The following is a 26428-nucleotide window of genomic DNA, read 5'->3' as shown; positions in this document are numbered from 1 at the left end:
GTATGATTACCGCCCCCGACGCCGCTACCCTCGCCCCGCTCCTGAACCGCCCCGATACCACGCCTTTCCTTACTCGGATGGCGCGGGAGCTAGTGGCCAAGTATGGGCCTAGCGGGGAGTTGTCGGACTTGGTGGTGGTGGTGCCTACGCGGCGGGCGGTGGTGTACTTGCAGAATGAGCTGAGCTTGGCCGCCGAAGCCGGGGTAGCGGTCTGGAGCCCGCGCATTGCGGCCATGGAAGACTACATGGTGGAGCTGGCCGGCGTGCAGGTAGAGGAACCCATTGCCCTGCAGCTCCTGCTCTTTGAGATTCTGCGCGACATCGACCCCAAGCTGGATTTTGACCAGTTTGTGGGCTGGTCGGGCCTGCTGGTGCAGGACTTCTCCAGCCTCGATCAGAACCTGGCTTCGCCTAAAAAGGTGTTTGAGTACCTGAGCCAGGCCAAGGCGTTGGAGCGCTGGGACTTGGGTGCTGAGCCCGCGCCCCAAAGCACTACGGCCGCCTATTTCCGCTTCTGGGATGACCTCGAGAAAGTGTACTGGCGCCTGCGCCGGCGTATGGAGCAAAGCCACCTCGCCTACCCGGGCCTAGCCTACCGCCTGGCCGTAAACCGCGTGCAGGACCGGCTGGAAAAAGATGAAACGCTGCCCCAACATGTATTTATCGGGCTGGGTTTGCTCTCGAAGGCTGAGGAACGCCTGATCCGGCTGCTGCGCAAAGCTCACCGAGCGGAGGTGTTCTTCGATGCCGACGCATTTTACCTGGAACGCGGCTCACCCAACCGCGCCGGTCAGCACTTGCGCGAGTACCAGGAGCTGTTTGATTTGCCGTGGGAGAACTTCGGCGGTCCGGCCGAGTTGCTGCGCGGCTTGCCGCGCGAGGTGCGGTTTGTGGGCGTGGCCAACGCCAGTATGCAAGGCAAAGTAGCGGGCCAGTTGCTAGCCGAATCACGGCGGCTGAACCCTAAGGCCAAGGTAGCGGTAGTGCTGCCCGACGAAACCCTGCTGCTGCCCGTGCTGCATGGTTTGCCCCTGGATGCTGTGCCGGAGTACAACGTAACCATGGGACTCAATTTCCAGAGCACGCCCTTGTTCAACCTCGTCGATTTGCTGTTTGAAGTGCACCTGACGGGTGTACGGGAAGGCTCGCCGGAAACCGGCTATGGCATTCCGCGCTACCACCACTTGGCCGTCAGTAAGCTGCTCCAGCACCCGTTTTTGCGCCGCTATCAGCAGTGGCTCGATAAACAAGAAGACCCCACATACCACGGCCTGCTCGACCACGTGTGCCGCACCATTGTGAAGCGCCACGCCGTGTTGCTGCCGGCCGAGGAGCTAGTAGAGCTGGGTCGCGGCCACGAGCTACTGCACGCCCTGTTTGCCACCTGGAACAACTGTGACGATATTATTGCGGCCTGCTATACCCTTATCAACCTGCTCAAGCAAGCCTACCAGGACCAGCATTCGGCTATCGAGGCCGAGTACTTGTACCTGTTTTTCACCCTAGTAAAGCGGCTCGATTCGGTGTTCGATTGCCGAGAGCAGCGCCTGTCGGTGCGCTCGTTCCGGCGGTTTCTCTACGAGCAGATGAAGGCCACCCGCCTACCCTTCAGCGGCGAGCCCATTGCCGATGTGCAGGTGATGGGTCTGCTGGAAACCCGCGCCCTCGACTTCGACCATATCATTATTCTGAGCTGCAACGAGAACGTGCTGCCGGCCCCCAAACGCCACAGCTCCCTGTTCCCCTACGACGTACTCACCACGTTCCAGCTCCCCACCTACGCCGACCACGAAGCCGCCACGGCCCACCAGTTTTGGCGCCTGTTGCAACGCGCCCGCCAGATTGACCTGCTCCATATTCTGCCCGGCGCCGAAGGAACCCGCACTGGCGAGCGAAGTCGCTTTCTGCTTCAGATTGAAAACGACCTGGCCGTACAAAACCCCGGCCTAGTACTACGCGACCTGACGGTGACGTCGGCGGAGCCGGAAGCCACGGAGCCACCAACGCACGCGGGCGCATCGGCCCTGGAAGCATCCAACGAAACCACTGACCTAGTATTGGAAAAGGATGCGGGCATGCTGCTGGCCCTGCGCGGCGTCCTGACCAAAGGCCTGTCGCCGACGGGCTTAAACCAATACCTGAACTGCTCCCTGCAGTTCTATTTCCAACGCGTAGCCCGCTTCCGCGAAAACGACGAGGTGGAAGAAGCCCTAGGTCCCGATGGATTCGGAACCGTGGTGCACGAGGCGTTGGAAGACTTGCTTGGCCCCTTCCAGCAGAACCAGCAGCCCATAACGGCCACCGACATACCAGGCCTGGTGAAGCTGGCTCCCATCATGGTGGCCAAAGCGCTGCGCCGAGAAGAAGACGGCCGCCACGCCCGCGCCGATGAGGGCCTGAACCATGTGCTGGGCCAGGTGGCCAGCCAGCTCGTGCGCCGCTACCTCGAAAGCCTGCTCGAACAGCCTGATGCCTTACCCCTGCTCATCCAGAGCCAGGAAGAAGCCCTGCAAACTACCGTGTACGTGCCCCTGCCCAGCGGCGAAAAGCTACCCGTGAGCCTGGTGGGTTTCGCCGACCGTGTGGACCAGCTACCCGATGGCCGCCTGCGGGTTGTAGACTACAAAACGGGCATGGTAGAAAAGTACCACCTGCAACTGCTCAAGCGCGGCGAAGGCCCTGCCGAGGCCGTGCAGCGCCTGCTCACCGACGCTACCCCGGCCGCCGATAAAGTGCGCCAGCTCTGGCTCTACCGCTTTTTGCTGGCCCAAGGTGGCCGCCCCGCCGCCGATGCCGCCATCATTTCCCTGCGCAACCTCGGCGCCGGCCCCATGTCGGCGGATATGAGCTTTCTGACTGCCGACGGGCAAGATTTTGTGCAGCACAGCGAGCAACTGCTCAGTCAGCTCGTCAACCGCATCCTCGACCCTGAAGAACCTATCCGTAAAACCGACGACCAGGATAAGTGTCAGTATTGCCCCTACAAAGGCATTTGCGCTAGGTAAGCACGTTTTTAATTAAGCGGGCCATTGTGCCCGGCGTCGGCGCCATTCGGCCCAAAAGAGCTCGTAGCCCTTTGCGTCCTCTTCATCCTCAGAAATCTCTTTGGGCTCGCTATTAAGATAAAATTGCTCTACTTCATCAGCAAACCGCAGCACTTGCGTCTGATATTCAGCTAGTGGAATAACTATAGTCGGGCCAGCCGCCGCGCATAGCCGCACTTCATTTCCTTGATGCTCTACGCTCCAATCTACCCCATTTGGGCACCCCAGCACTAACACGTTGTCACTGGTTACGTCCGGCCACATCGTGAAGCCACAGCATGGCAAGAGCTGGTCGCCGACTGGGTGTTCCGGTGTATGATTGGTGGTTAATGTTCGGAGAAGGAACAGGGCTGCCGCGCTTACCGTCCAGCTGGTGCTGGTGCTATCCGACAATACCTCGCCGCCAAGGATAGCCTCTACTTTACTATGCGCACAGTGGTCCTCCGCCGCCGACAGGGTTTCGAGCCAGTGCAGGCCTAGCAGGCGAAGGGTAAATTGTTCTTGCATAACTCTAGTGTGCACAGCTCTTATTGCCCCATAAAAAATACCTTTGCAAGATTACTAGCTTCCCTTCAAGCCTGTACCTCACTACGCACGATATTATGGACAAATTCATGCAGGCCGCCATTGAGGAGGCCCTTCAAGGACGAAAAGAAGGCGGTATTCCGATTGGCTCAGTGCTGCGCCGTGGCGACGAAATCGTAAGCCGCGGCCGCAACAAGCGTGTGCAGGAAGATAACCCCATCAAGCACGGCGAAATGGATGCGCTGTTTAACGCCGGCCGCCAGCGTTCCTACCGCGACACGGTGCTGTACACTACCCTGATGCCCTGCTATATGTGCGCCGGCACCATCGTGCAGTTCAAGATTCCGAAGGTGGTAGTGGGCGAAGCCCGCACGTTCGGCGAGTCCAAGGAATTTCTGGAGTCGCATGGGGTGGAAGTAGTAATTCTGGACCTACCGGAGTGCGTGCAGATGATGGAAGACTTCATCCGCGACGAGCCCACCCTCTGGAACGAGGACATTATGGAGCTGTAACCCAGCTTTACTAGGCTGTTTATTCATCTGAACCTATCCTATCGATTCGACTTCTATCCGCCTGCCTTTAGATGCGTATTTTTTATGTAGTGTGCTGCTTGCTGCTGTTGCCGCTTGCCAGCTGGGCGCAGACGCCTTCTACTTTTCAGTTAAACACAGTTTTCGGTACGCCGCTTGAGAACCCGCAGGATGTGGCCGCGGCGGCGCACCGTTATATCTATATTCTCGATGACGGGCTTGTCACTCAGCTGGATGCGGAAGGCCGCTTCGTAGCCCAGCTAGATCCCAAAAGTCCCAACGCCAACAAAGCAAAGTTGGCAAATATCAGGGCCATTGGCGCCGACGCAGCGGGCAACCTGTATGTGGCCGACCGAGGAGCCCGCGAGGTCCGCAAGTTTAGCCCCAGCGGCCAGTTGCTGCTGACGTTCACTCATCCGCATTGGGTTTCTGATGAGTATGCCTACCGCGACAATTATCCGATCAGCCTAACAGTGGATGCGGCCGGCAATGTGTACGCTCTGGAATATACTCGAACGCTTAAATTCAATACTCAAGCTCAGTTGCAGTGGGTGTATGACCCCAGAGACTATTGGACGACAGGAGGGGTATTCGGTATATCAGGTGGCCGAGACATAGCTATTAATTCGCAAGGGCTCGTTTTTTGTCTGGATTACGGGCATACTGTTACAGTTCTCGACGCAGCTACGGGCAAAAAGCAACGCTCCTTTTCTGTAAAAGACCAATCGTACACGGACAGTGCGCATCCAAGCCTAGCGGTTGATGCGGCAGGCAATGTGTATACGTTAAATGGTATTGCCATCAGCAAATCTGACTCGAACGGGGTTTATCAGAATCTACTACGTCTGAGCGTTGAGGCGGAAACCTATGCCCTGACGTTTGACCAGGAAGACAACCTTTATGTAACTACTGCTCGCGCCACCAACCGCTACGACTATACAGGAGGCTCCCGGCTTTTCAAGCTGAACACTGCAGGGCAGCAGCTAGCCCAATGGGGCAACCAAACCAGCCAGAACTGCCTTACCCAGGACAAGCTGGGCAACTACTACGTGTATGAGGCTCTGCAGAGGCAGCTACGAAAATATGATGCCGCTGGGCAGGAAATCAACCGGTTTCCAGAAGCAGGCGCAGCCAAGCAGTTTTCAATAAATGACCGAATGCTGACCCTAGCTACGGACATTAGCGATAATGTGTATGCGTTGTATTTTGATTATGATGCTCAAAAGGTTGCTATCAACAAGTTCAACGCCCAAGGACGCTACATAACAACCATCCCGATTCCGATTTCTAATGACTACATGTGGCCAGCGAGCCTGGCCATTAGCCCTGCCGGCGACCTGTACATCACGAACGGCTTTGAAGGTCTTGTCTATAAGTTCGATTCCTCCGGACGGCAGCTGCTTCGATTTGGGGCCAAAGGGCGCGGGGCGGGGCAACTGGAGTTTCCGATGGCTTTGGCCGTGGATATCAGGGGGTATGTATATGTGGCGGATATCAACGGACACCGCCTGCAAAAATTCACTTCGGATGGCCGTTTTTTACGTGAGACGAAAAACCTCAGCGCCATTGATGACACGTACCCAAGGTGTACGGTTGGGCTGAGCGTAGATGCCAAAGGCACAGCATTTCTGGGCTCTACCCTTGATGCTTTTGTGCAAGTGTATGGCCCCGATGGCCAGCCTGGGCAGCGCATACCGGGCATGTTTTGCTACCCCTCCGTGAACCTCAAAGGCACCCGCCTGCTAGCCCTCAATAAAGACCGGGATGCCGTACACCTCTTCATGGCACCCAGCCCAACCGCTGTCACAGAAGCCCTGATATCCGGACGCGTTTTTCAGGATCAGACCTTTACCTGCGCCAGCCAAACCGCCCCCGGCATGAAGGGGATGCTAGTGGTAGCGGAGCCCGGCAACTACTACGGCCTCACCGACGAGAATGGCACCTATACTATGGCCGTCGATACCGGCACGTACACCGTGCGGCAGTTAGTGCCCACTGAGCCCGGCCGCCAGATTCAGGTGACGTGCGCTACAACCCAGAAGGTGCGCGTGGGTGCGTACAACACCACCGTAGCCGGGCCGGACTTCGGCAACTTTGTTTCTGCTACCCCGCATCTGACTGTTAACGTTGCTTCGAACCGGCGCCGGCGGTGCTTCCGCAACCTCACTACCGTATCGTATGGCAATAGCGGGTTTGCGGCCGCCAACAATGCCAAAGTGCTGGTGGAGCTACCGGAGCATGTGGTGCTGGTAGCAGCCAACGCGCCCTATACCCGCACGGCGAAGGGCTACTACCAGTTTGAGGTGGGCACGCTCACACCCAATCAGCACGGCACCATCCTGATTCAGGACTCCGTAGCGTGCGGCAACTCCGCCATCCGGGGCCTGACGGTTTGTACCAAAGCTTGGATTACCCCGGCCAATACATATTCCGGCTCACCGAGCTGGAACGCGGCCTCCATCACGGTTAGTGGCACCGGGGAGGCTAGTAACCAAGCGCGCTTCACGGTAACCAATACCGGCAAAGCCGCCACCACCGATAGCCTCAGCCTGCGGGTGTACCAGGATGCGCAACTGGCGTTGGTGCATCGGTATTCCCTGGCTGCCGCCGACAGCCTAGTGCTGCGGGTGCCCGCCACCGGCCGGGTGGTGCGGGTGGAGGCCGACCAGCCCCAGGGCCACCCGCTGAAAACGATGGCCAGCGCCAATGTAGAACTGGCCAACCGTGTGACAGATGGTGTTCCGAGCGCCAGCATGCAGGCATTCCCACTGGATGATACCGAGCCGGAAAAAGCTGTTGACTGTCAGCCTATCGTGGACTCCTTTGACCCCAACGACAAGCAGGTAGCTCCCGTTGGCCTCACTGCCGAGCACTACACGCCTACTAACACGCCCTTGCGCTACCAGCTCAGGTTCCAAAACACCGGTACGGATGTGGCCTACCGCGTAGAGGTAGTGGATACCCTAGCCGCCGACCTCGATGTAAGTACACTGAAACTAGAGTCTTCCTCGCACCCCTACCGCCTGAATGTATCCGGTAAGAACCGCCCGGTCCTGACGTTTACCTTCGATAACATTATGCTACCCGACAGCACCCGGGATGTGCTGGGCAGCAACGGATTTGTACAGTTCAGCGTGAAGCCAAAAGCGGGTCTGGCACCTAAAACCCGTATTGAAAACGTAGCGGACATCATCTTCGACTACAACGAGCCCGTCCGGACCAACACGACTGTAAACCGGATTTTTGATGTTCCGCCCACTGTTAATCCGGCCATTCAGCTCCAGCCCCAGCAGGTTATCGTAACGCCTAGTATCCTGAGCTTTTCGCCGGTGCAGGGCCGCGTGGGCACCTTGGTTACGCTTACGGGAAAGCATTTTTCGCCAACCCCAGCCAGCAACCGCGTGCTATTTCAGGGAGTGGCGGCTCCGGTTCTGAGTGCTACCTCTACTTCGCTTACTGTGCGCGTTCCGGCTAATGCCGCTACGGCTCCCATTCAGCTACTCACCCCCGAAGGCGCCACCAAAAGTGCGGGCATCTTTACCTTTATTCCGGCTCCCGTACTTACTAGTTTCAGCCCTTCAGTAGGCAAACCTGGCTCTTCCGTTATTATTACGGGGCGAAATTTCCGGGCTGGTGGGGCCACCGATACGGTTTATTTTCAGGGCACCGCCGCTACTGTTCTCAACGCCAGCGCTGAGCGCCTAGAGGTGCTCGTACCTGAAGGGGCACGCTCCGGACCTATTACTGTATCGGGGGCCGGTGGAACTGTCCAGTCTGCCACGGCCTTTACCGTCTCGGTTCTGACGCCCACTACTACTGCTGATGCCTTTTCAGCGATTCAGGTGTATCCAAACCCTACAGCCGGCCTGTTTACCATCGACTGGCAGAAGGCGGATGTTGCGGTGCAGCAAGTACGGGTATTTAATGCTGTCGGGAGCCTGGTTTTCCAAGAAAATATGCGGCGCAATTCGCCTGCAGCCCTCACAGTAAATTTAGCGACCAACCAGCCTGGGCTGTATGTAGTTGTGCTTCAAACGGCCACGGGCACCATTACAAAACGCGTTACTTTGCACTAGAGCGTCCAAAATCCCTGCGTTCTTGCTTTGCCTATGACTGCAACCAAAAAATGTCCGCATTGCGGCCAATGGACCGAGTGGCACCAACAGCCCACCGACCTGTGCCAGCACTGCGGGCAGGTCTTGGAGCCCTATCGGGTAGCCAGCAACGAGGAGCGGCAGCAACTGGCCGATGAACCGGTTTCGCCGCTGCTGCTCATCGAAATCAAGCCCGACGACAATGCGGTGGTGAAGTTTTTCAAGTACATCGTGCGGGGCGGGCAGTTGGCGTTTGCGGCCATCGTGTCGTTTTTGCTTTGGCTGGTGGCGGCCGCGGCCGGATGAGGAGCCGCTGGCCCGCGGAGCTGCGGCAGCCGCTGTTTGTGGCGGGCGCAGGACTGTATGTGGTTTTGCAGGGTAACCGCCGCCTAGTGCAGGTACCATTGCCCTCATTACTCAACTCGTACCTAGCTGATGTGCTAGCCCTGCCGCTGCTGCTAACCCTGGCACTGTGGTATATGCGGCGGGTCTATTTCCGGAAGCCCAGTTTTGTGCTGCCCGGTTCCTGGGTTTTCAGCACGTGGCTGGCCGTGGTGGTGGGGTTTGAACTGTTGCTGCCGATATGGCGCCCCAGCGCCACGCCCGACCCCTGGGATGCGGCGGCGTATGCTGTAGGCGGCCTGGTTTTCTGGCGCTGGATGAACCGCCCGGCCCACGCGTAACCCCAACCTTGCCTCCCATTTGGCGCGTATACCCCCTCGTGCCGCCCCGCTGCCCCCGTGGTTGCGGGGCTTTGTTTTGTACTGTTGGAGTTTTTGAGTGCGTATGTTGCTAACAGATTTAACTCGGGTGCTGTCCAGCTACTGGGAGCAGTTTTTGTATTTGTTGCCGAAGCTGGCCGTTGCGCTAGTACTGCTGTTTCTGGCGGTTTTCGTGGCGAACCGGGCTAGTGCCTTACTAGGCAGCCGCCTGCGTAGTCGCTCCTCCGACCCCTTATTGCCTGATTTTCTGGCCAACATCAGCAAGTGGTTGGTGGTGCTAGTGGGTATTGTCGTGGCCCTCAACATTCTGGGCTTTTCCGGGATGGTGGGCAGCATAGTAGGGGCCGCAGGAGTATCGGCGTTTATTGTGGGCTTTGCCTTCAAGGACATTGCCGAGAACTTTCTGGCCGGCGTCATTCTAGCGTTCAACCGGCCCTTCCACATCAACGACACTGTGCAGATAAAGGACCTCATTGGGCACGTAGAGGCGCTTAACCTGCGCACTACCCTCGTTCGCACCTTTGATGGCAAGCATATCTTCTTACCCAATTCCATGGTACTTAAGGAGCCCCTGATCAACTACACCCGCGACGGTAACCTGCGTCAGGACTTCCTGGTGAGTGTAGAGCTAGGGCCTGATGTGATGCCAGATGTCGCCATTAACCTTATTCTGAACCACCTGCGCACCATTCCTGACATTCAGCAGAGCCCGCGGGCCCCGTATGTAAACCTGGAAAAGGCTACCAGTACCGTGGCTGACTTGCGGGTGTATTTCTGGGCTGACTCGGAGGATTACCGCCGGGGCGTGCTGCAGCAAAAAAGCCGCGTGATGCAGGAAGTAAAACAGGAGTTGCTGGGCGCGGGCCTGGGTGTACCTACCCTGGGGCAGTAGGCAGGTTGGTGCGGTTGTTGGGGCTAGTACACTAGCGGGCGTTAGCTGCCGTTGCTAAGTCAAGGAAAAGTTATTGCCCTAGCGGCTTTTTCGCTAGGTTGCAGCGTCAGGCAGCGGCAGCGTAAATTCGCTTACTGCTGAGGTTATTTGCCCATGCCCCAAAACACCATTCACCGCCTGCTTCGCCCGTTGCTGCTGTGGCGCCTGCGCCACGTCAGCGACCGGGTGTACATTATCCTGGTGAGCATTGTGGTGGGGGTACTGGCGGGCCTGGCGGCAGTATTGCTCAAAACCCTGGTCCATGACTCGCAGAGCCTGCTCAATGCCTGGGTTCCAACGCAGTATCGGGTGTTTTCCAGCTCCTTCTACCCCATCATCGGTATTGCTCTCACGGTGCTTTTTACTAGGTACTTTCTGGACGGCAACCTGGGCCGTGGTATTGGGCCTATCATCTACAATATTGCCCGGCAGGGCAGCGTGGTTCCGCGCAGCAAGCTCTATTCTCAGCTGGTTTCGTCTTTCCTGACGGTTACGTTTGGCGGATCGGCGGGTCTGGAGGCTCCTATTTCTGTTACGGGCTCGGCCATTGGCTCCAACGCTTCGCGCATCTTGCGTATTGGGCGGCGGGAGCGGCGCCTGCTCACGGGGTGTGGGGCCGCGGCGGGGGTAGCAGCCATCTTTAACTCGCCTATTGCGGGGGTACTGTTTGCCGTTGAGGTCATCCTTTCCGAGCTGTCGGCGGCGTACTTTGTGCCGCTGCTCATCTCGTCGGCTACGGCTACTGTGGTATCGAAGGCACTGTATGCGGGCCAGCCCTTCGTGCTCATTACTACCAGCTGGCCCGTTGATGCCGTGCCGCTGTACCTGATGCTGGCCGTGTTTACGGCCCTGCTGTCAGTGTACATGATCCGGGTGTACTTCTGGGCCGATGCGTATTTTGAGCATATACCGGGCAGCTTCCGTAAGGTGGTGCTGGGCGGCCTGGCCCTGGGCGGCCTGGTATTTCTGTTTCCGCCGCTGTATGGCGAGGGCTACAATATTGTGCAGCTCCTGCTAGGTGGCCGCGCCGAGCAACTCGTTGATAACTCGCTGTTTGATGTATTTCATGAGCAGAGCGTGTGGTTGGTGCTACTGGTGGCCACGGGCAGTATGCTGCTGAAAGTAGTAGCTACTACCATTACCATTGGCTCGGGCGGCAACGGGGGCATGTTCGGTTCCTCGTTGTTTGCGGGGGCGTTGTGTGGTTTTGTGTTTGCCCGTCTCATCAACATGAGCGGCCTCTACCCTATTTCCGAAGTACACTTTATTGTGCTGGGCATGGCCGGCACCCTGGCCGGCGTTGTGCACGCGCCCCTGACGGGCATCTTCCTGATTGCCGAAATTACGGGCGGATACGCCTTGTTCGTTCCGTTGATGGTAGTCACGTCGGGCTCGTACCTGATTACGCGTTACTTCGAGCCCTACTCAGTATATACCCGTAAGCTGGTGCAGCGCGGCGTGTACGTAAACCAGGACCGCGACCGAAGTCTGCTGGCGCAATTGGATGTAACCACGCTCCTGCAAACCGATTTCTTGCCGGTGCATCCGGATGATACCCTCGGTGAGCTGGTGCAAACGTTCCGCCACGCTACCCGCAATCTGTTTCCGGTGGTTGATTCGGAGGGCCATCTGCACGGCATCGTGAGCCTGGACACAGTGCGCGACGCCCTCTTCGACGATGTGCATTACAACACCACCCGCGTACGCGACCTAATGAGCGATGCGCCGGCCATTGTGCGCCCCGATGATACCCTGCTGGACACCTTGCGCTGCATGGAGCAGCTAGGCGCCTGGGCCTTACCCGTCATCAGTCTCGACGATCGGTACCTGGGCTTTCTGCTCAAATCCACCATATTGGCCAACTACCGCCGCCAGCTGATCAAAGACAGTTAATGGAGGTAGCAGACCTAGCCCTTTTTTGACTTGCCGACCTGTCTCTGTTTAACAATATCCGAAAACCAAGAACGTCATGCTACGCTTGCCGAAGCAGCTGGCTTGCTGACGGTGCGCGTTGACGCTAACTGAGGAAGTATCCGAAAACTGAAGAACGTCATGCTGCGCTTGCCGAAGCATCTCTACCGCTGGCTAACTCAACTGGCCTAGATGAATCGGTAGAGGTGCTTCGGCAAGCTCAGCATGACGTTCTATTTGCTAGGGTAACGCACTAGCCCAACCTCAGTTAGGCGAGTTGCGTCAGCTGCGTAAGCACCAGATCAAGCAAGTTGGTTTGATTCTTCCCGGACACACCTTTGCCTCAGTAGCGCACCTAGTACTCGCCTATTTCGGGTTCCTCTTTGGCCATCAGCAGGCCGATCATCATCAGAATTCCGGTTAGCAGAATTACCACAAACAGGATTTTCTCACTGACCTGCCCGATAAGGTGCTGCTGCGGAATGCTGTAGAATAGCAGGATCGTAATCAGGCCTTTAGGAGCAATAAACAGCTCGGGTACCAGGTCGGTGCGGGCAATGTAGCGAAGGTAAAAGAAGCGGATAGCAGTGAGGGCGGCCACAATTAAAATGCCTTGCCCAATCAATGCCGGACTCAGAACACTGTTAAGCTCAATGCTGAATCCGAACAGCAGAAAGAAGAACGTACGAATCAGGAACGCCGACTCAGCCGTGATGCTGCGCAACTGGTGCACCTCCTCACTGAGGCGCTCCGGATGAAACCAGCGCCGCAAGGGGCCTTTCAGAAACTGCTCGGCGTTGCTTACGGCTAGGCCAAAGGCTAGTACCAGCACCAACGACGACAAATGCAGCTTCTTGGCCAGGCTATACAGCAAAATCAGGAAGGCCAGAATAAGGAAGAACTTGACGTGCAGCCGGATTCGGCCGAGCAGGAAGGCTAGCGCAGCTGTGCTGAGTACCGCCACGACCAGCACCGCCAGCACATCGGCCCCAAATGTGAGGACCGAGGCTCCCTGAGCAAAGTTTTTTTGAAGGGCGAAGTTAAAGAACATAATGCCCAGAATGTCGGAAAACGTGCTTTCGTACACGATAAACTCCTGCTTTTCGCCGCGCAGGTTGGCTACGCTGGGGATGGCAATGGCTGAGCTGATAACGGCCAACGGAATGGCATTTACCAGGCAGCTCTGAAAACTAACCTGCAGCCACAGATGCAGAATCAAGGCAATAACCAGGGCTTGCACCACCAGTATCAGAATAGCCGCGAAAAACGAACGCCGAATAAGGGGCGCTTTGTCCCGGCTGATTTTCAAATCCAGGGCGCCTTCCAGCACAATCATGATCAGTCCTATTATGCCGAATATTTCCAATACCACCTTCGGAATGCCCAAGGCAATATCGAAGTAGTCGGCGGACTGGCGCAGCGCAATGCCCGCGAGCAGCAGCATCAGCACCGATGGCACTTTGGTGGCCCTGGCAGCCAGATCGAAGAGGTACGAAAGTATAACGGCCAGACTCAGGCCGATCAGAATGGAATAAGGACCCATGCAGCAGAATGTAAGCCAAACACTAGCCCGGCACCCACCTCAAAGGCAGATGCACCACGGCTCAAGCTGCCCAAGATAGGGAGCCCGCGGCACCTAGCGCGCCGCCAGGCCTTTCTGCGGGCCGTGGTAGCCTAGCTCTGGCGGCGGCATTCTACCTTTGCACGATGGATCAAACGGCTGAGCTGGCACCTGCTTGGATTGCAATTATTGGGGGCGGCCCGGCCGGCCTACTGGCGGCCCAGCGCCTGGCCGAAGCGGGCTGCCGCGTGACGGTGTATGAGGCCCAGGCCACGGTAGGGCGTAAGTTTTTAGTGGCCGGCCACGGCGGCTTCAACCTGACCAACAGTGAGCCCCTGCCGGCCTTCGCGCCGCGCTATGCCCAGCGCCAAGCTGAGTTTGCCCGCTTTCTCGAGCACTTTTCTCCCGCCGACCTGCGCGCCTGGACCCAGGACTTGGGCATTGCTACCTTCATTGGGACCAGCGGACGGGTGTTTCCGCTGGAAGAGCACAAGCCGGCGCACGTGCTGCGGGCGTGGTTGGAGCGGCTCAGTGCCCTAGGCGTTATCATCCGAACGCGCCAGCGCTGGCTGGGCTTTGTGGGGCCACATGGCCTACGGCTGCGCGATGAAGCAACGGGCACCGAAACTACGGTGCAGCCTACCGCTACCGTGCTGGCTTTGGGCGGAGCTAGCTGGGCTAAAACTGGCTCCGATGGCAGCTGGGTGACAGCGTTAGAAGAAATTGGGGTTACGTGCGTGCCCTTCGCGCCCAGCAACTGCGGAGCGGAAGTAGCATGGTCGACTTTTTTTAAAGAGAAAGTGGGCCGTCAGCCGCTCAAAAATGTGGCCCTAAGCTGCGGGGCGCAAACTGTTCGGGGCGAACTGATGCTTACCGATTACGGCCTGGAAGGAACGCCTGTGTACGCCCTTACGCCGGCGCTGCGCGCGGCCCTGGCTATGGGAGACTCCGCTACCCTACGGCTCACCCTCAAACCCGACCTAGCACCCGAGGCATTGCTGGAGAAGCTGGCCCGGCGTCGGGCGGAGAAATCACTAGCCTCGTTTCTGGCCGATACGCTAAAGCTAAAGCCACCGGTGCCTACTCTGCTGCGGGAGCTACACCCCGGCCCGTTACCCACTGAGCCCACCGCTCTGGCTCACCTGCTCACGCACCTGCTTATTCCGGTTACGGGCCTGCGTCCGCTTGATGAGGCCATCAGCACGGCGGGTGGGGTGGCGTGGGAAGCGGTAGATGAGCACCTGATGCTGCAGCAGCGCCCCGGCACATTCGTGGCCGGCGAAATGCTGGATTGGGAGGCACCGACAGGGGGCTATTTGTTGCAAGGCTGCTTTAGCACCGGGGCCTGGGTGGCACGCGGAGTACTAGCTAGCCTTGGGCAGCCAACCGGCAGCAACTAAACGCTAGGTTACCGTTCGTTCTGAATGCGTTCGGCTTCCTCGGCAGCAGCCAGAATGGCCTTGGCTTCGGTAAGCAAATTCTGGCCATGATCGAGCTGCTGACGCAGGATCAGAGCAAACAGCACGAAGTAGGAAATTATGGGCAGAAACAACCCGAGGGCAAACCACAACCAAAACGAGCGGCCGTAGCTATAGGCACAGTACCCCGTGGTCATCGGTAGCAACGACATGGCAAAAATGCCGGCAATAAGTAAATCTACGAACATGACACGACGGGGCAAAGGCGTGAAACTTCCTGAAGATACGCCCCACCACACCAACTGTCAAGCAGTAGCTTACGAACGGGCTTGCTGATAACCCGGAAACAGGGAAAAGGTTGAAAAATCAGGCTTTTCTTTTTAGGTTTTCGATCATTCGGCTGATTTTTTCGTAATTCCTGCTTTGCGTTCCCCTCTCGCCCGCCCTTCGCCCCTATGTGGGAAAATCAAAGTCTATTCCGCGTTTCAGCTCAGCTCTCGGCTGATGGTGTCTTTAATCTGCTGGACCGAAGCCTGAAGCCGGAGGTGTTTCTGCTGGGGCTGGCCGCGGTCCGCGAAGCCGATGTGCCGGAAGGTGTGGTCATTGAGCCGGCCGCGCACCGCTACCGTCCGCATGAGTTTGCGGCCGTAAAGGAACGAGCAGCTTCTCTGGAGCCGGATGGCCCGCGGGAAGTGGTGTACCATCTGCACCCCCTCGACCACGATCAGTACGAAAAACACCGCTGGTACGAGCTGCTGCGCCGAGCCACCGAACATACCCTCAACGACTTAGTAGTTACGCACCGCGAGGAGCGCGTTACCTTTTGCTCGCTGCCCGTTGGGGTGGGCAACTACCTGGTAGTGGTAGTGTTGCAGCTTTCTTCGGAGGCGTACCACAGCTATTATGCACTTCCGGGCCCAGCGGGGCCTAGTCGGCCGGCGTCGTTGCTGGCGGCTACTATTCAGGAGTTTCTGCAGGATGCCTCACGGGCCCTGCGCGAATCGGACACTACCGACGACCGCCCCGTGCTCGACCGCGACTACAACGAGGTGCTGCGGGCGGCGGGTCGGCGCTTTATGCTACGGGCCGCGGCGGGCTCACATGGCCTCTATGACGCCTGCAACGGCATTGCGGCTTTGCGCCATGAGGGCGACGAAGGCGTGGGCACCATGATTATCTCCAGGCGCAACCACCCGGCCGTAGTGCCCATCCTGACGCTTGACTCCCCCATTCCGTTGCGCGACTACCGCCGCATCCGGAAACTGCTCGAGCTCAGCGAAGACCGCAATGCCCTACTGACCGATGCCACCGATGTGTTCGGCCTAGGGTACCTGGTAGAGCCAACCGACCCGCAGTACGAGGCCCTGTTCACGGTGCACTTCACCAAGCACTACAGCTGGGAGCTTAGCCACAACGCCCAAATCATGATGAAAGTGGTGTCGAACACACCACGCCTGCCCCAGGGCACCGTTGATGAAAACAACTTCGCCGATGCCATTCGGCGCGTATTTCCGGCCACTGACGCGGCTGGGGCGGCCTATTTGTGGGAACTCACCCTGAAAGCTACCGCCCAAACCAACGGTACCATTCTGGTAATTTCGGAAGGAGCGGCTCAGGAAGCGGCCCGCCTCACGCGGCAATGTTTCCGGGTTTCGCCGCGCCTCATGACACCCTCCGTACTGCGTCTGGTCACGAACATTGACGGGGCCGTGCTCATTGACCCGGCCGGCACCTGCTACGCCATTGGGGTGATTCTGGACGGGCTGGCCACGGCCAAAGGCGACTCTTCGCGCGGCTCCCGTTATAACTCAGCCTTACGTTACGTAGAAAGCAGCCGCTACCCAGTGCTAGCCATAGTGGTCAGTGAAGACGGCTGGATCGATTTGCTCCCGCCTGTACGCCGCTAACACCCAGGCCAGTGGGTGGGTTTGACGGGTTTTTAGGCCTAGGCCCACCACCGCATCAAACCTACCTGCTGGGCTGTTTTCTTTTGCTATCCGTTCACCGATTTCATCATGGCATCGGGGTAGCGCTGTCCGGCGGCCGCGTGCTGGGGCGCAATTTGGTTGATGCGAGCCAGGTCCTCCAGCGACAGCAGCAGTTCGGCGCCGCCTATGTTTTCTTCCAGATACGTTACGCGCTTGGTACCCGGAATTGGCACGATATCCTCGCCCTGCGCCAGCACCCACGCCAACGCCAACTGGCTCGGGGTGCAGTCCTTTTCATTAGCCATTTCCTTGATGCGTGCTACTAGGTCCAGCTTTTTCTGAAAGTTCTCGCCCTGAAAGCGTGGCGTGTGACGACGGTAGTCATCAGGGGCCAGGTCTTCAAACCGTTGAATCTGCCCGGTCAGGAACCCGCGGCCTAGGGGCGAATATGGCACAAACCCAATACCCAGCTCGCGGCAGGTAGGCAGAATCTCATCCTCCGGGTCGCGGCTCCACAACGAGTACTCGGTTTGCAGCGCCGAAATAGGATGGATGTGATGGGCGCGGCGAAGTGTGTCGGGCGCGGCTTCCGAGAGGCCCAGGTACCGGACCTTGCCTTCCTTCACTAACTCGGCCATAGCTCCCACCGTTTCCTCAATGGGTGTGGCGGGGTCTACGCGGTGCTGGTAGTATAAGTCAATGTAGTCGGTGCCCAGGCGGCGCAGGCTGGCTTCGCAGGCCTGGCGCACATACTCGGGGCGGCCACTGATGCCGCGCTTGGTAGGGTCGTTCGGGTCGCGCTGAATCCCGAATTTGGTAGCCAGCACTACCTGCGGTCGGTGTCCTTTCAGGGCCCGGCCCACCAGTTCCTCGTTGGTATAAGGCCCGTACATATCGGCCGTATCGAAGAAAGTTATGCCCAGCTCAATGGCCCGATGAATGGTGCGCGTACTTTCCTCGTCGTTGGGCTGGCCGTAGAAATCCGACATGCCCATGCAGCCAAGGCCGAGAGCAGAAACTTGCAGGCCTTCGCGGCCCAGATTGCGTGTTTTCATAGCGTGAATGCGTGTGGTACGGTATACATGAGCTAACCTGAGTTGGCAGCCACCAGCTTCATCCGGTCCGGGAATTGCCTAATCTGCGGCTCCTACACTGCAAAAACCTGTACGCGCCGTATAACAGGCCTGTTGCCGCTCCGGCTATTCTTCTCTCTCCCGTTCTGCTTCTCTCCCATGTCTACTCCTTTTGATCAAGATGAACGCCTGCGCTGGGTTGAGCGCATTTCACACCTGCTCGACAGCCAGTTTCGGGTACCGGGTACCAACTGGCGTTTCGGCCTCGACCCCCTAATGGGCCTGATTCCGGTGGTGGGAGGCCTGCCGTCCCTGGCCGTTTCGGGCGCCCTCATCCTGACGATGATGCGCCACGGCGCCAGCGGTCAACTGGTGGTGCGTATGGCCTTCAATGTGCTCATCGACACACTTATCGGCGCTATCCCGGTGCTGGGCAACATCTTCGACTTCGCCTATAAAGCCAACAACCGCAACGTGCGGCTCCTGCGGGAGCACTACGCCGAGGGCAAACACCAAGGCAGCGGCAAAGGCATTTTGCTCCTGTTGGCCGTGTTCTTAGCAATCGTGTTCGGGCTAGTCGGCTGGCTGATTTTCCTGCTTTTTGAGTGGGTGTGGCATGCCCTGAGCTAGGTACCGCGCAGGCGGTTTGTGCCCCGTCAGTGCCTAGGCTCTTTAGACAATAGACAGCAAATGAAAAAGAACGTCATGCTTCAGCTTCGCTTAGCATGACGTTCTTTTTTAGTAAACGAGCGGTTTAAGCCCCATCGGCACCTAGTACAAAGCAGCCTCAGTTACTTGCCTGAGGCCTTAATGCTGGTGGTTACTTCTTCGCTAAGCGGTGATACGGCGGGACCGAAATAGTGCGTCAGCTGGCCATTTTCACTGATGAGGTACTTGGAGAAGTTCCAGTCGGGGGCCTGCTCGTTCCAACCGTTTTGCTGGGGGTTGCTGAGCCACTGATACACCGGGTTTTGGTTGGGCTGCTTCACTACCACGCTCTTTTTCATGAGCGGGAATGATACACCGAAGTTGACTTGGCAGAACTGCTGAATGGTGGAGTCGTTGTCTTTTTCCTGCTCCGCAAAGTCGTTGGCCGGAAACCCGAGCACCACCAGTTTATCGGCATATTGCTCTGAAAGCTGCTGCAGCTCCTCGTATTGGTTGGTAAAACCGCAGTTAGAGGCCGTGTTTACCAGCAGCACTTTCTTGCCCTTCAAGTCATCAAACGATAAGTCCTGGCCGCTGTTGAGCGTACTACCGAGCGTGTAGAACGGAACCGGCGCGGGTGTTTTCTTCTTGTTTTCCAACACCTTGCCTTTACTGCTTGACTTAGAAAGACGCATAATAAGCGGGTAAAGCAGTTTCATTGCCTTTTGGCGAAATGTGGCCATAATGAGGGAGTTGGTTTAGTGAAAGGAGGCCTTCCAGTGCCGAATTGCTGGCTGAGAAGCAGCCTTCAAAGGTAGAAGACTCGGGAAAAGTGTAACAGGGAAGGACGAGCCTAGTACGCAGAAGTTACTGCCGAGGTGCTTTCCTAGGCTGCTTGCGAGCTTCAACCGTTTCCTGCCGCATTCTGTTACGGTTTTCATCCGTTCCTCACCTAATCGCGCCTTACCTTTGCGGCGTGAAAATGCTCCGATTCCTTCCGTTGCTCGTGCTTTTTTCGGGTTGCCTCTCGCTGCAAAGTGATGAGCAAAAGGCCGAAAACGCCGAGAAGGCGGTGCTAGCCCGCCATGATGAGCTGATGGCCCAAATGGACCAGCTCTACACCCTGCGCCTTAAGCTCCAGAAAACCCCTCCGGCCGATACCGTGGCCGCGGGCCGCCAACGCCGCGCGCTGCTGGCCGCCGAGGCTGGCATGATGTTCTGGATGCACAACTACCGACGCCCCCAGGATACTGTGGCCGTAGCACGACGCTTGGCCTATTACGCAGCCCAACAACAGCGAATTGATTCTGTTGGTCGTTTGTTTAGAAGTAGTCAGGACTCCGCTAAGCTGCTCCTGACTACCACCGCCACCCCATCTTCAGCCCAATGATCCGACCTATTTTGCGCCGCACTAGCTTCCTGTTACTCAGTACCCTGGCTAGCATATCCTTGCTACTGAGCAGCTGCACCGAAAAGCCCGACCAGGCCAAGCTGCCCTACCTTGGGGAGCCTGATGTGGTGCGCAACGCCTCCGGGGCCGCCCCCGATACCATTCCGTTCACGGTGCCAACCTTCACGCTCACCAACCAGCTCGGACAAACCATCACCGACCAAACCTTTGCGAACAAGGTCTACGTGACAGATTTCTTCTTCGCAACCTGCCCCAGCATTTGCCCCAAAATGCAGAGCGAGCTATTGCGCGTGTACAAGGCCTACGAGAAAAACCCGAACGTACTGTTCTTGAGCCATACCATCGACCCAGCCCACGACTCCATTCCGGTGCTGCGGGACTATGCTGAGCGCCTGGGCATTCAGGACGCCTCGCGCTGGCACTTCGCCACGGCTCCGCACGACACCATTTTTGGGCTAGCCCGCGCCTACATGACGGGTGCCGAAGTAGATAAGCAGGCCGAAGGCGGCTTTGCCCACAACGGTACCTTCGCCCTCGTTGATTCGCACCGCCGCGTGCGGGGTTTGTATGATGGCATGGTGAAAGAAGAAGTAGACCGCCTGATTAAAGATTTGCCTGTGCTGTTGAAAGAAGAAGCAGAACAGCAAAAAGTAGCCACTAAATGAGCCGCCCGTGGTGGCGCGGGTTGGGCCGCGGGCTGGTGGCTGCGGCCGTGGGCAGCACCTTGTTAAGCAGCTGTTTCACGGAGCGCAAAAACGAAGGCGCGAAGCTCTATGCCACACATTGCGCCAGCTGCCACGGCGACCAGGGCCAGGGCCTGCAACGCCTGATTCCGCCCGTAGCCAACGCCGACTACATTGCCAAGTACCGGGCCGAGCTGCCGTGTGTTATTCGGAAGGGCCTGAAGGGGCCGCTGGTGGTGAATGGGGTTGACTACAACCAGGTAATGCCCGGCCACGAAGACCTCACCGACTCGCAAATCACGAATCTGCTGAACTTCCTGCAAACCAATTGGGGCAACAAAAACCAACCCTATACCATCCGCGAAGCTTCCGAGCTGCTGGCCCGCTGCAATGGCTCCGATGGACAATAATGCTGGTTGTTAGCTACTAGACTGTGTTTGAATAGTGCTTTTGATCATCTTGAACAGTCATATGTAATCTAGCGCCCGTCGGCCGAGGCATCTTGCTCGCATCGTTGCGTTACTAGCCTAACATCAGCATGAGAGAAGCTTCCTTCTCTGCTTGATGCGCAGAATGCTCAGCATGACGGGCTAGAGCGTTCAGACACAAGCTAGTCTTACAGAAAAAGCCGCGGGCAGCTTTCGGGCTGCCACGGCTTTTTCTGTTTCGGAGGATTTAGGCTGCCGCTGCGCCTAGTGCGTTGTGCGGCACCTGAGCCGCTCGCATTTCTACTAGCCTGCCGCCACCGCAAAACCCCTGAATTATTTTGCGCGGGCTGTCGGGCCGCTGGTGGTTTAGGCGTGCATCTTCCCGTAAACCTGATTAGCTTGCAGCTTCATCTGCTTGTTTTGTTATGGGTCTGTTTGACTTCCTGAAAAAGAAACCTGAGGACGCTCCGGCTCCTGCTTCCACTCCTACCCCAGCCCCCGATCAGGGCGCTGCCACTACCCCTGCTGAATCGGCAAAGCCGTCGGGCCCTCGCTATAAAGGTGCTAATTATCAGGCACCTGCTACGCCGGCTCCGGCCCCGGCTTCTATGCCGTTTATCCCCCCAGCGCCGCCTATTCCGCTGCCCGGCACGTATGAGGGTGAAGTACCCACGCCACAGGTTCCTGATTTTCAGCCGCTCAATATTCTGGAGCAGTTGCTGATGCAGGCGGCCATGGACCCGCAGTTCCGCTCACCCTTCTACCAAGCGTTGCTCGGCGAAGAAGTATATGTGGTAATGGCAGCCGCCGAAGGCCAGGAGCCCGGCGAGGTTACCCCTACCGAAGGCATGGAAATTCAGCTACAGGCTTTGCACGATGGCAAAATTGCTGTGTTTACGGCAGTAGAGCGCATCTTCGACAACGGTGCCGTACCCCAGGACAGCGTGGCGTACATGCGCCTGCGCGGCCACGATTTCTTCACGATGACCCAAGGCGCCGACTGCGCCCTGAACCCGTTCTCGTCGGTGGGCAAGCTACTGCCTGTTGATGAAGTTCAGGCCCTGCTGTCGGGTCAGTTGTTCGAGATGCCGCCTCAGCAGGATATGCAAGTGTCGTTGCACCAGCCGGAGCCAGAGCCAACCGAGCTACTGGAAGCCCTGCGTGAGTACAGCGCTGGCCAAGACCACATCCGCAACGTGTACCTCACCGAGATGCGTTTGCAGCAGGATCCGCAGCAGGCCCGCTTACTTCTCGCCTTCGACACCGAATCGCAGGACCCCGCTTTCCTGCAAGATTTGGGCCCGATCATCCAAGGAAAAATCGGCAGCGCGCAGTTCGTAGACCTCATGCTGGTTGACCCGAACTCCGAGGAGCCTCTCATCCAGTACCTGCTTACTACTACGCCCGTTTACCAGCGCGCGTAGCAGGTACTAGGCACCCCACTAGTAGAAACCCTGACCAGCGGCCCAGTGCCGTAGGTCAGGGTTTCGGCCTTTTCAGGGGGTAGCAGTTTCCGTGGGAGCCGGGCGCATGGTACGGCGCAAAATCGGGCGCAGCAGAAAGTACAGGATGGGGCATAGCACGAGGCACCCCACGGCCCAAATGGCCAGCGCCCCCAGCATAGCATACCACAGCAGTTGCAGCGCCCCCACCCAATCAGAGGCAAATAGCTGCTTGAGTTTCTCCAGCGTCAGCTCCGGGCCGTGGCTTCCCCACAGCTTGGCTCCTTGGCGCATCAGTGGAATAAGTAGCAGCAGCTGCAGCGGGCTCCACAGATGCGCAATGAGCAGGATGGCCGCTACATTCAGCCGAAGCCGCACGGCCGCAAACGTAGCCGACAGCGTGGTTACGCCCAGCACGGGCACCATCCCGAACGCCGTTCCGAGCGCGGCCGTGAGGGCCAGCTGATGCGGCGTGAGCCCCTGCCGCAGCAGGTTAAGCACGGGCTGCACCAAGCGCCGCCGCAGCCACCCGGGGTTAGGAGCAGGCGGCGGGCTAGTAAGAGGCGGCGGAACAGAAGGTTGAGTCACAGCACAGTAAGTTAGCACCCGGAAGCTAGTGGAAGCGGCGCTCGGACATTACCTTCGCAACTCGTTCGGGGTTCCGGCTGGGTGCCGCCGGATGCCTACGCGCCTCTAATGACAAAAGTACGTGAGTCCGGCCACGCCGGGCGCAACCCCTGGACCGATTTCCTGATTTTGCTGCGCCGCGCCGCCCGCGAATTCGGTGCCAATGACCCGCTGCGGCTTGGGGCGGCCACCGCCTTCTTTACCACCTTTGCCCTACCTCCCATCCTGATCATTCTGATTCAGGTGCTGGGCTCCCTGTATTCCACCTCCCAAGTGCATAAGCTGCTGCTCACCAAGCTGGCGCAGCTACTGGGTGCCTCAGCGGCGGGGCTGGTAGAACAGATTCTGCAAAACGTAGGCAACATTGAGCGCAGCCGCTTGGTCACGTGGCTAGGCTTTGTGTTTCTGCTGTTCATTGCCACTACGTTGTTTGGCGTCATCCAAAGCTCCCTTAACCAGCTCTGGCAGATTCGGCCCAAGCGCCATACGGGCCGTTTCTCCAAGGTGCTGAAGGCGCGGGCCCGCTCCCTGGGGCTTTTGCTGGCTACCGGCATCCTCTCCATTATTGCCTTTCTTTCCGACGCGGCTCTTTCTTTCGTGTCCGACTACGCGCGCGACTTTGATCCGACGTTTGGCTACGTCGTATTTCAAATTGTCAACCAGCTGGTTTCCCTCCTGATTCTGGCGGCGTGGTTTGCAGCAACGTTTCGGAACCTGAGTAGCGCCAAAGTGCCTATGCAGGCCGTTTTGCGCGGGGCGTTGCTTACGGCCCTGCTCATTGACCTCGGCGAAAACCTATTGGGCTTTCTGCTGGTGCCGCGCAACCTGGGCCCGATTTATGGCCCCGCCTCCAGTGTCGTACTGGTGTTGCTGTTCGTATTTTATTCGGCCATGATTTTCTACTTCGGGGCCTGTTTCACGAAAGCCTACGCCCACTACGCTGGCCATGACATCCGACCCAAAGCCTCCGCGGTGCGCTACAAGCTTGTTGATATCGTGGAGTAAGGCCGCGGAATGCAGGAATGAGGTGCCCAACGCTCGGCAAACGGGCCATTTCAGCCCCTTCTCCTTGCTCCACTTAAAATACGGCTACCTTTGCAGGAGAAATACCGTTTTATGACTTCGACTACCCCGTCCTTCGCCGACCTCGGCCTCGCTCCCGAACTGCTGCAAGCCCTGGAAGAACTGCAATTCCAGACTCCTACCCCCGTGCAGGAGCAAGTAGTGCCCATGGCCCTGGCCGGGCAGGACGTAGCTGGGCAGGCACCTACCGGCTCGGGCAAAACGGCCGCTTATGGCCTTTCCGTGCTGCAACTCATCGACCTGAAAACCGATGCCGTACAGGTAATTGTGCTGGTACCGGCCCGCGAACTGGCCTTGCAGGTGCGCGATGCGCTCAAGAAGCTCGGCAAGTTTCTACCCAATCTAAGGGTAGCTGCTTTCTATGGTGGTCACGCTTTCCGCGAGGAAACCGCCTCCCTAACCCAGGCTCCGCACATCGTAGTGGCTACTCCCGGCCGCCTGCTCGACCACTTCGAGCGCCGCAGCATTATCCCGAACCAGCTTAAAACTCTGATTCTGGACGAAGCCGATAAGCTGCTGGAGTTGGGCTTTCAGGATGAGCTAGTAGAAATTGTGAAGCGCTTGCCCCGCCGCCGCCAAACGTTGCTGTTCTCGGCTACGATGTCGGATAAAGTGGTAGATCTGATTCGCAAAAACCTCACGCGCCCCCGGGTTGTAAACGCCGGCCAAGACACCGACGAACTACCCGAGAATCTGAAGCTTCTGGGCCACGTGGGCACCGTGGAGAAAAAGCCGGCCGCACTGCTGCATATCCTGCGCCAGCCTGAAACGGGCCGGGCCCTGATTTTTTGCAACACCCGCGAGCGGTGCATGGAACTCACCCGCTTCCTGGTAGGCCGCGACATTGCCGCTGAAGTGCTCCACGGCAAAATGCCCCAGCCGGAGCGCGACAAAGCCTTGCTAAAGCTACGCAACGGTTCCAGCCAAGTGCTGGTAGCCACCGACGTAGCGGCTCGCGGCATCGACGTAACCCTGCTCGATACCGTAGTCCAATACGACGTGCCCGATAAAGCCGATGGCTTCCAGCACCGGGCTGGCCGTACGGCCCGCGCCGGCGCCGAGGGTACGGCCCACATTCTGGCCACCGAGAAAGAGCAGGCACACGTAAAAAAATGGCCGGTTGCTGCTTCCATTCAGTGGAAGGAAATGCACGCACCCAAGCTGCCCCCAGCCTCCCCCAAAGCGCCGCGCCCCGAAAACGTGACCCTGCATGTATCGGCCGGCAAGAAAGATAAAGTAAGCGCCCACGACTTAGTAGGGGCCTTTGTGAACGTGGGTGGGGTAGCCCGCGACCAGGTCGGACACATTGAGGTATTTGATTACTACAGCTACGTGGCCGTGCCGCGCCAGCAAGCCCACGAGGTAGCGGAGAAGCTGGCTGGCGCCAAAGTCAAAGGCAAAAAAGTCCGGGTTTCTATCGTGGAATAACGAAGAGCCTTACTCTAAAAGAAACACCAGGCCCGCGCAGAAGAGCTCTTCTGCGCGGGCCTGGTGTTTCTGGCTTGTTCCCACAAGGCTGCCTCTAAAAAAGGGGAAGCTACTAGGCCCCTAAAGTCCGCAAGGTTGCCGGTTTTGCAATAGCCGGTTTAAGCTCTATTGGCTGGTTTTTTTCTTGTTTCTTAACTGCTTTTGCTCGCGTGCTCCACCTAGTGTTCTAGCTTCGTGATGCACGCGCATCCCTAATAGCAGGTGTGCAGTAAGCGTATATCGGGGCTAAATAGAGCTACCGAAGGGAAGTGGCGTGGTTTGGTTTGTGCGCTGGCTGACCGATATATTTGATCAGGGAGCCACCTACGAGTACCCACTCCTGCCTGCACTACTACCCCTGCCAGGCGCCTAAAGCCGCTGTGCTGCTACCCCCAGTTCCTACTTAAACCGCCATACCTACGTGCAGCCCACGCCCCAGTAGCTGGGCGCAGCGGCACATCGGAATGGTGAATCTATGCCCTTGCACATGCACAAATCCCTCCTCCTCTGCCTGCTGGCTTCTGGTGTCAGCACCGCTTCTTTGGCCCAGAAAAAAACCACTCAGCTGGCGGCCAAACCGGCTACTTCCACTTCCTACTCAGCGGCCGGCCGGCAGGTGCAGGTCTACACCACCGCCGAGAACACCCCGCTGCGCCTGGCGGCCGCCCCCCAGAAGCTTGCCTTTCAGGCCCAGGCCCAGCCGCTGGAAACCCAGCCCACCGTGTTTGTGGACCCCACCCACGCCTTCCAGACCCTGCTCGGCATTGGCGGGGCCCTGACCGATGCCGCAGCCGAAACGTTTGCTCGCCTGCCCAAGGCCCAGCAGCAGGAGCTGCTGCAGGCCTACTACAGCCCTACGAAAGGCATCGGCTACACGCTGGCGCGCACCTCCATCCACAGCA

Annotated in this window: 23 protein-coding genes; 17 read left to right on the top strand and 6 right to left on the bottom strand. The window is 58.1% G+C overall.

The window, feature by feature from the left end; translation table 11 throughout:
• The first annotated feature begins 2 nt into the window (after nt 1–2).
• Nucleotides 3–3005, top strand: a complete 3003-nt coding sequence (locus ACYVHC_RS00115; protein WP_460611624.1) for a PD-(D/E)XK nuclease family protein — start codon at nt 3–5, stop codon at nt 3003–3005.
• A gap of 12 nt (nt 3006–3017) precedes the next feature.
• On the opposite strand, the gene ACYVHC_RS00110 is transcribed toward ACYVHC_RS00115, so the two are convergent.
• Nucleotides 3018–3551, bottom strand: a complete 534-nt coding sequence (locus tag ACYVHC_RS00110; protein ID WP_460611623.1) for a hypothetical protein — start codon at nt 3549–3551, stop codon at nt 3018–3020.
• Nucleotides 3552–3646: 95 nt separating this feature from the next.
• On the opposite strand from ACYVHC_RS00110, the gene ACYVHC_RS00105 reads away from it, so the two are divergent.
• From ACYVHC_RS00105 to ACYVHC_RS00080, 6 genes are all read left to right on the top strand, one after another.
• A complete protein-coding gene (locus ACYVHC_RS00105; RefSeq protein WP_460611622.1) occupies nt 3647–4081 on the top strand; it encodes a nucleoside deaminase in 435 nt (144 codons plus the stop codon).
• Between the two features lie 71 nt (nt 4082–4152).
• Nucleotides 4153–8175 carry a DUF7619 domain-containing protein gene (locus ACYVHC_RS00100; RefSeq protein WP_460611621.1) on the top strand — a complete coding sequence of 1341 codons (4023 nt, stop codon included), beginning with the start codon at nt 4153–4155 and terminating at the stop codon, nt 8173–8175.
• 33 nt (nt 8176–8208) lie between these two features.
• Nucleotides 8209–8499, top strand: a complete 291-nt coding sequence (locus tag ACYVHC_RS00095) for a hypothetical protein (RefSeq protein WP_460611620.1) — start codon at nt 8209–8211, stop codon at nt 8497–8499.
• On the top strand, nt 8496–8876 hold the full coding sequence (locus ACYVHC_RS00090) for a hypothetical protein (RefSeq protein WP_460611619.1): 381 nt from the start codon (nt 8496–8498) through the stop codon (nt 8874–8876). The genes ACYVHC_RS00095 and ACYVHC_RS00090 overlap by 4 nt, the downstream gene beginning before the upstream one ends.
• 103 nt (nt 8877–8979) lie before the next feature.
• Nucleotides 8980–9807 carry a mechanosensitive ion channel family protein gene (locus ACYVHC_RS00085; RefSeq protein WP_460611618.1) on the top strand — a complete coding sequence of 276 codons (828 nt, stop codon included), beginning with the start codon at nt 8980–8982 and terminating at the stop codon, nt 9805–9807.
• 153 nt (nt 9808–9960) lie between these two features.
• Nucleotides 9961–11739, top strand: coding sequence for a chloride channel protein (locus tag ACYVHC_RS00080; protein ID WP_460611617.1), 1779 nt, complete (start codon nt 9961–9963; stop codon nt 11737–11739).
• A gap of 373 nt (nt 11740–12112) precedes the next feature.
• Here ACYVHC_RS00080 and ACYVHC_RS00075 read toward each other — a convergent pair whose 3' ends face one another.
• A complete protein-coding gene (locus tag ACYVHC_RS00075; RefSeq protein ID WP_460611616.1) occupies nt 12113–13300 on the bottom strand; it encodes a cation:proton antiporter in 1188 nt (395 codons plus the stop codon).
• A gap of 164 nt (nt 13301–13464) precedes the next feature.
• Here ACYVHC_RS00075 and ACYVHC_RS00070 point away from each other — a divergent pair, with 164 nt between their 5' ends.
• Entirely contained in the window at nt 13465–14718 is a 1254-nt protein-coding gene (locus ACYVHC_RS00070; RefSeq protein WP_460611615.1) for a BaiN/RdsA family NAD(P)/FAD-dependent oxidoreductase, read from the top strand.
• Between the two features lie 8 nt (nt 14719–14726).
• Here the strand turns inward: ACYVHC_RS00070 and ACYVHC_RS00065 are convergent, their stop codons facing one another.
• Nucleotides 14727–14984 carry a hypothetical protein gene (locus tag ACYVHC_RS00065; RefSeq protein WP_460611614.1) on the bottom strand — a complete coding sequence of 86 codons (258 nt, stop codon included), beginning with the start codon at nt 14982–14984 and terminating at the stop codon, nt 14727–14729.
• Between the two features lie 207 nt (nt 14985–15191).
• On the opposite strand from ACYVHC_RS00065, the gene ACYVHC_RS00060 reads away from it, so the two are divergent.
• Nucleotides 15192–16643: a diadenylate cyclase gene (locus ACYVHC_RS00060; RefSeq protein ID WP_460611613.1), complete on the top strand. Its 1452-nt coding sequence runs from the start codon at nt 15192–15194 to the stop codon at nt 16641–16643.
• A gap of 86 nt (nt 16644–16729) precedes the next feature.
• On the opposite strand, the gene ACYVHC_RS00055 is transcribed toward ACYVHC_RS00060, so the two are convergent.
• On the bottom strand, nt 16730–17719 hold the full coding sequence (locus ACYVHC_RS00055) for an aldo/keto reductase (protein ID WP_460611612.1): 990 nt from the start codon (nt 17717–17719) through the stop codon (nt 16730–16732).
• 177 nt (nt 17720–17896) lie between these two features.
• On the opposite strand from ACYVHC_RS00055, the gene ACYVHC_RS00050 reads away from it, so the two are divergent.
• Nucleotides 17897–18367 (top strand): DUF4112 domain-containing protein, encoded by a 471-nt coding sequence (locus tag ACYVHC_RS00050; protein WP_460611611.1) that lies wholly within the window; start codon nt 17897–17899, stop codon nt 18365–18367.
• 161 nt (nt 18368–18528) lie between these two features.
• Here the strand turns inward: ACYVHC_RS00050 and ACYVHC_RS00045 are convergent, their stop codons facing one another.
• Entirely contained in the window at nt 18529–19080 is a 552-nt protein-coding gene (locus ACYVHC_RS00045) for a glutathione peroxidase (protein ID WP_460611610.1), read from the bottom strand.
• A gap of 287 nt (nt 19081–19367) precedes the next feature.
• Here ACYVHC_RS00045 and ACYVHC_RS00040 point away from each other — a divergent pair, with 287 nt between their 5' ends.
• From ACYVHC_RS00040 to ACYVHC_RS00025, 4 genes are all read left to right on the top strand, one after another.
• Nucleotides 19368–19775 carry a hypothetical protein gene (locus tag ACYVHC_RS00040; RefSeq protein ID WP_460611609.1) on the top strand — a complete coding sequence of 136 codons (408 nt, stop codon included), beginning with the start codon at nt 19368–19370 and terminating at the stop codon, nt 19773–19775.
• Nucleotides 19772–20461, top strand: coding sequence for an SCO family protein (locus tag ACYVHC_RS00035; RefSeq protein WP_460611608.1), 690 nt, complete (start codon nt 19772–19774; stop codon nt 20459–20461). Before ACYVHC_RS00040 ends, ACYVHC_RS00035 begins: the two co-directional genes overlap by 4 nt.
• Nucleotides 20458–20889, top strand: a complete 432-nt coding sequence (locus ACYVHC_RS00030) for a c-type cytochrome (RefSeq protein ID WP_460611607.1) — start codon at nt 20458–20460, stop codon at nt 20887–20889. Before ACYVHC_RS00035 ends, ACYVHC_RS00030 begins: the two co-directional genes overlap by 4 nt.
• A 443-nt stretch (nt 20890–21332) precedes the next feature.
• The gene (locus tag ACYVHC_RS00025; RefSeq protein WP_460611606.1) at nt 21333–22331 is read left to right on the top strand and encodes an enhanced serine sensitivity protein SseB; all 999 of its coding nucleotides are present in this window, start codon (nt 21333–21335) and stop codon (nt 22329–22331) included.
• Nucleotides 22332–22403: 72 nt separating this feature from the next.
• Here the strand turns inward: ACYVHC_RS00025 and ACYVHC_RS00020 are convergent, their stop codons facing one another.
• On the bottom strand, nt 22404–22937 hold the full coding sequence (locus tag ACYVHC_RS00020) for a DUF2062 domain-containing protein (RefSeq protein WP_460611605.1): 534 nt from the start codon (nt 22935–22937) through the stop codon (nt 22404–22406).
• A gap of 108 nt (nt 22938–23045) precedes the next feature.
• Between ACYVHC_RS00020 and ACYVHC_RS00015 the strand changes: the two genes are divergently transcribed.
• The 3 genes from ACYVHC_RS00015 to ACYVHC_RS00005 form a co-directional block, all read left to right on the top strand.
• A complete protein-coding gene (locus tag ACYVHC_RS00015; protein WP_460611604.1) occupies nt 23046–23981 on the top strand; it encodes a YihY/virulence factor BrkB family protein in 936 nt (311 codons plus the stop codon).
• 111 nt (nt 23982–24092) lie between these two features.
• On the top strand, nt 24093–25487 hold the full coding sequence (locus ACYVHC_RS00010; RefSeq protein WP_460611603.1) for a DEAD/DEAH box helicase: 1395 nt from the start codon (nt 24093–24095) through the stop codon (nt 25485–25487).
• 526 nt (nt 25488–26013) lie between these two features.
• On the top strand, nt 26014–26428 hold a 415-nt coding region (locus ACYVHC_RS00005; RefSeq protein ID WP_460611602.1), incomplete at its 3' end, for a hypothetical protein.

The sequence above is a fragment of the Hymenobacter seoulensis genome (assembly GCF_054780535.1).
This window is presented reverse-complemented; position numbering and strand designations above follow the sequence as displayed.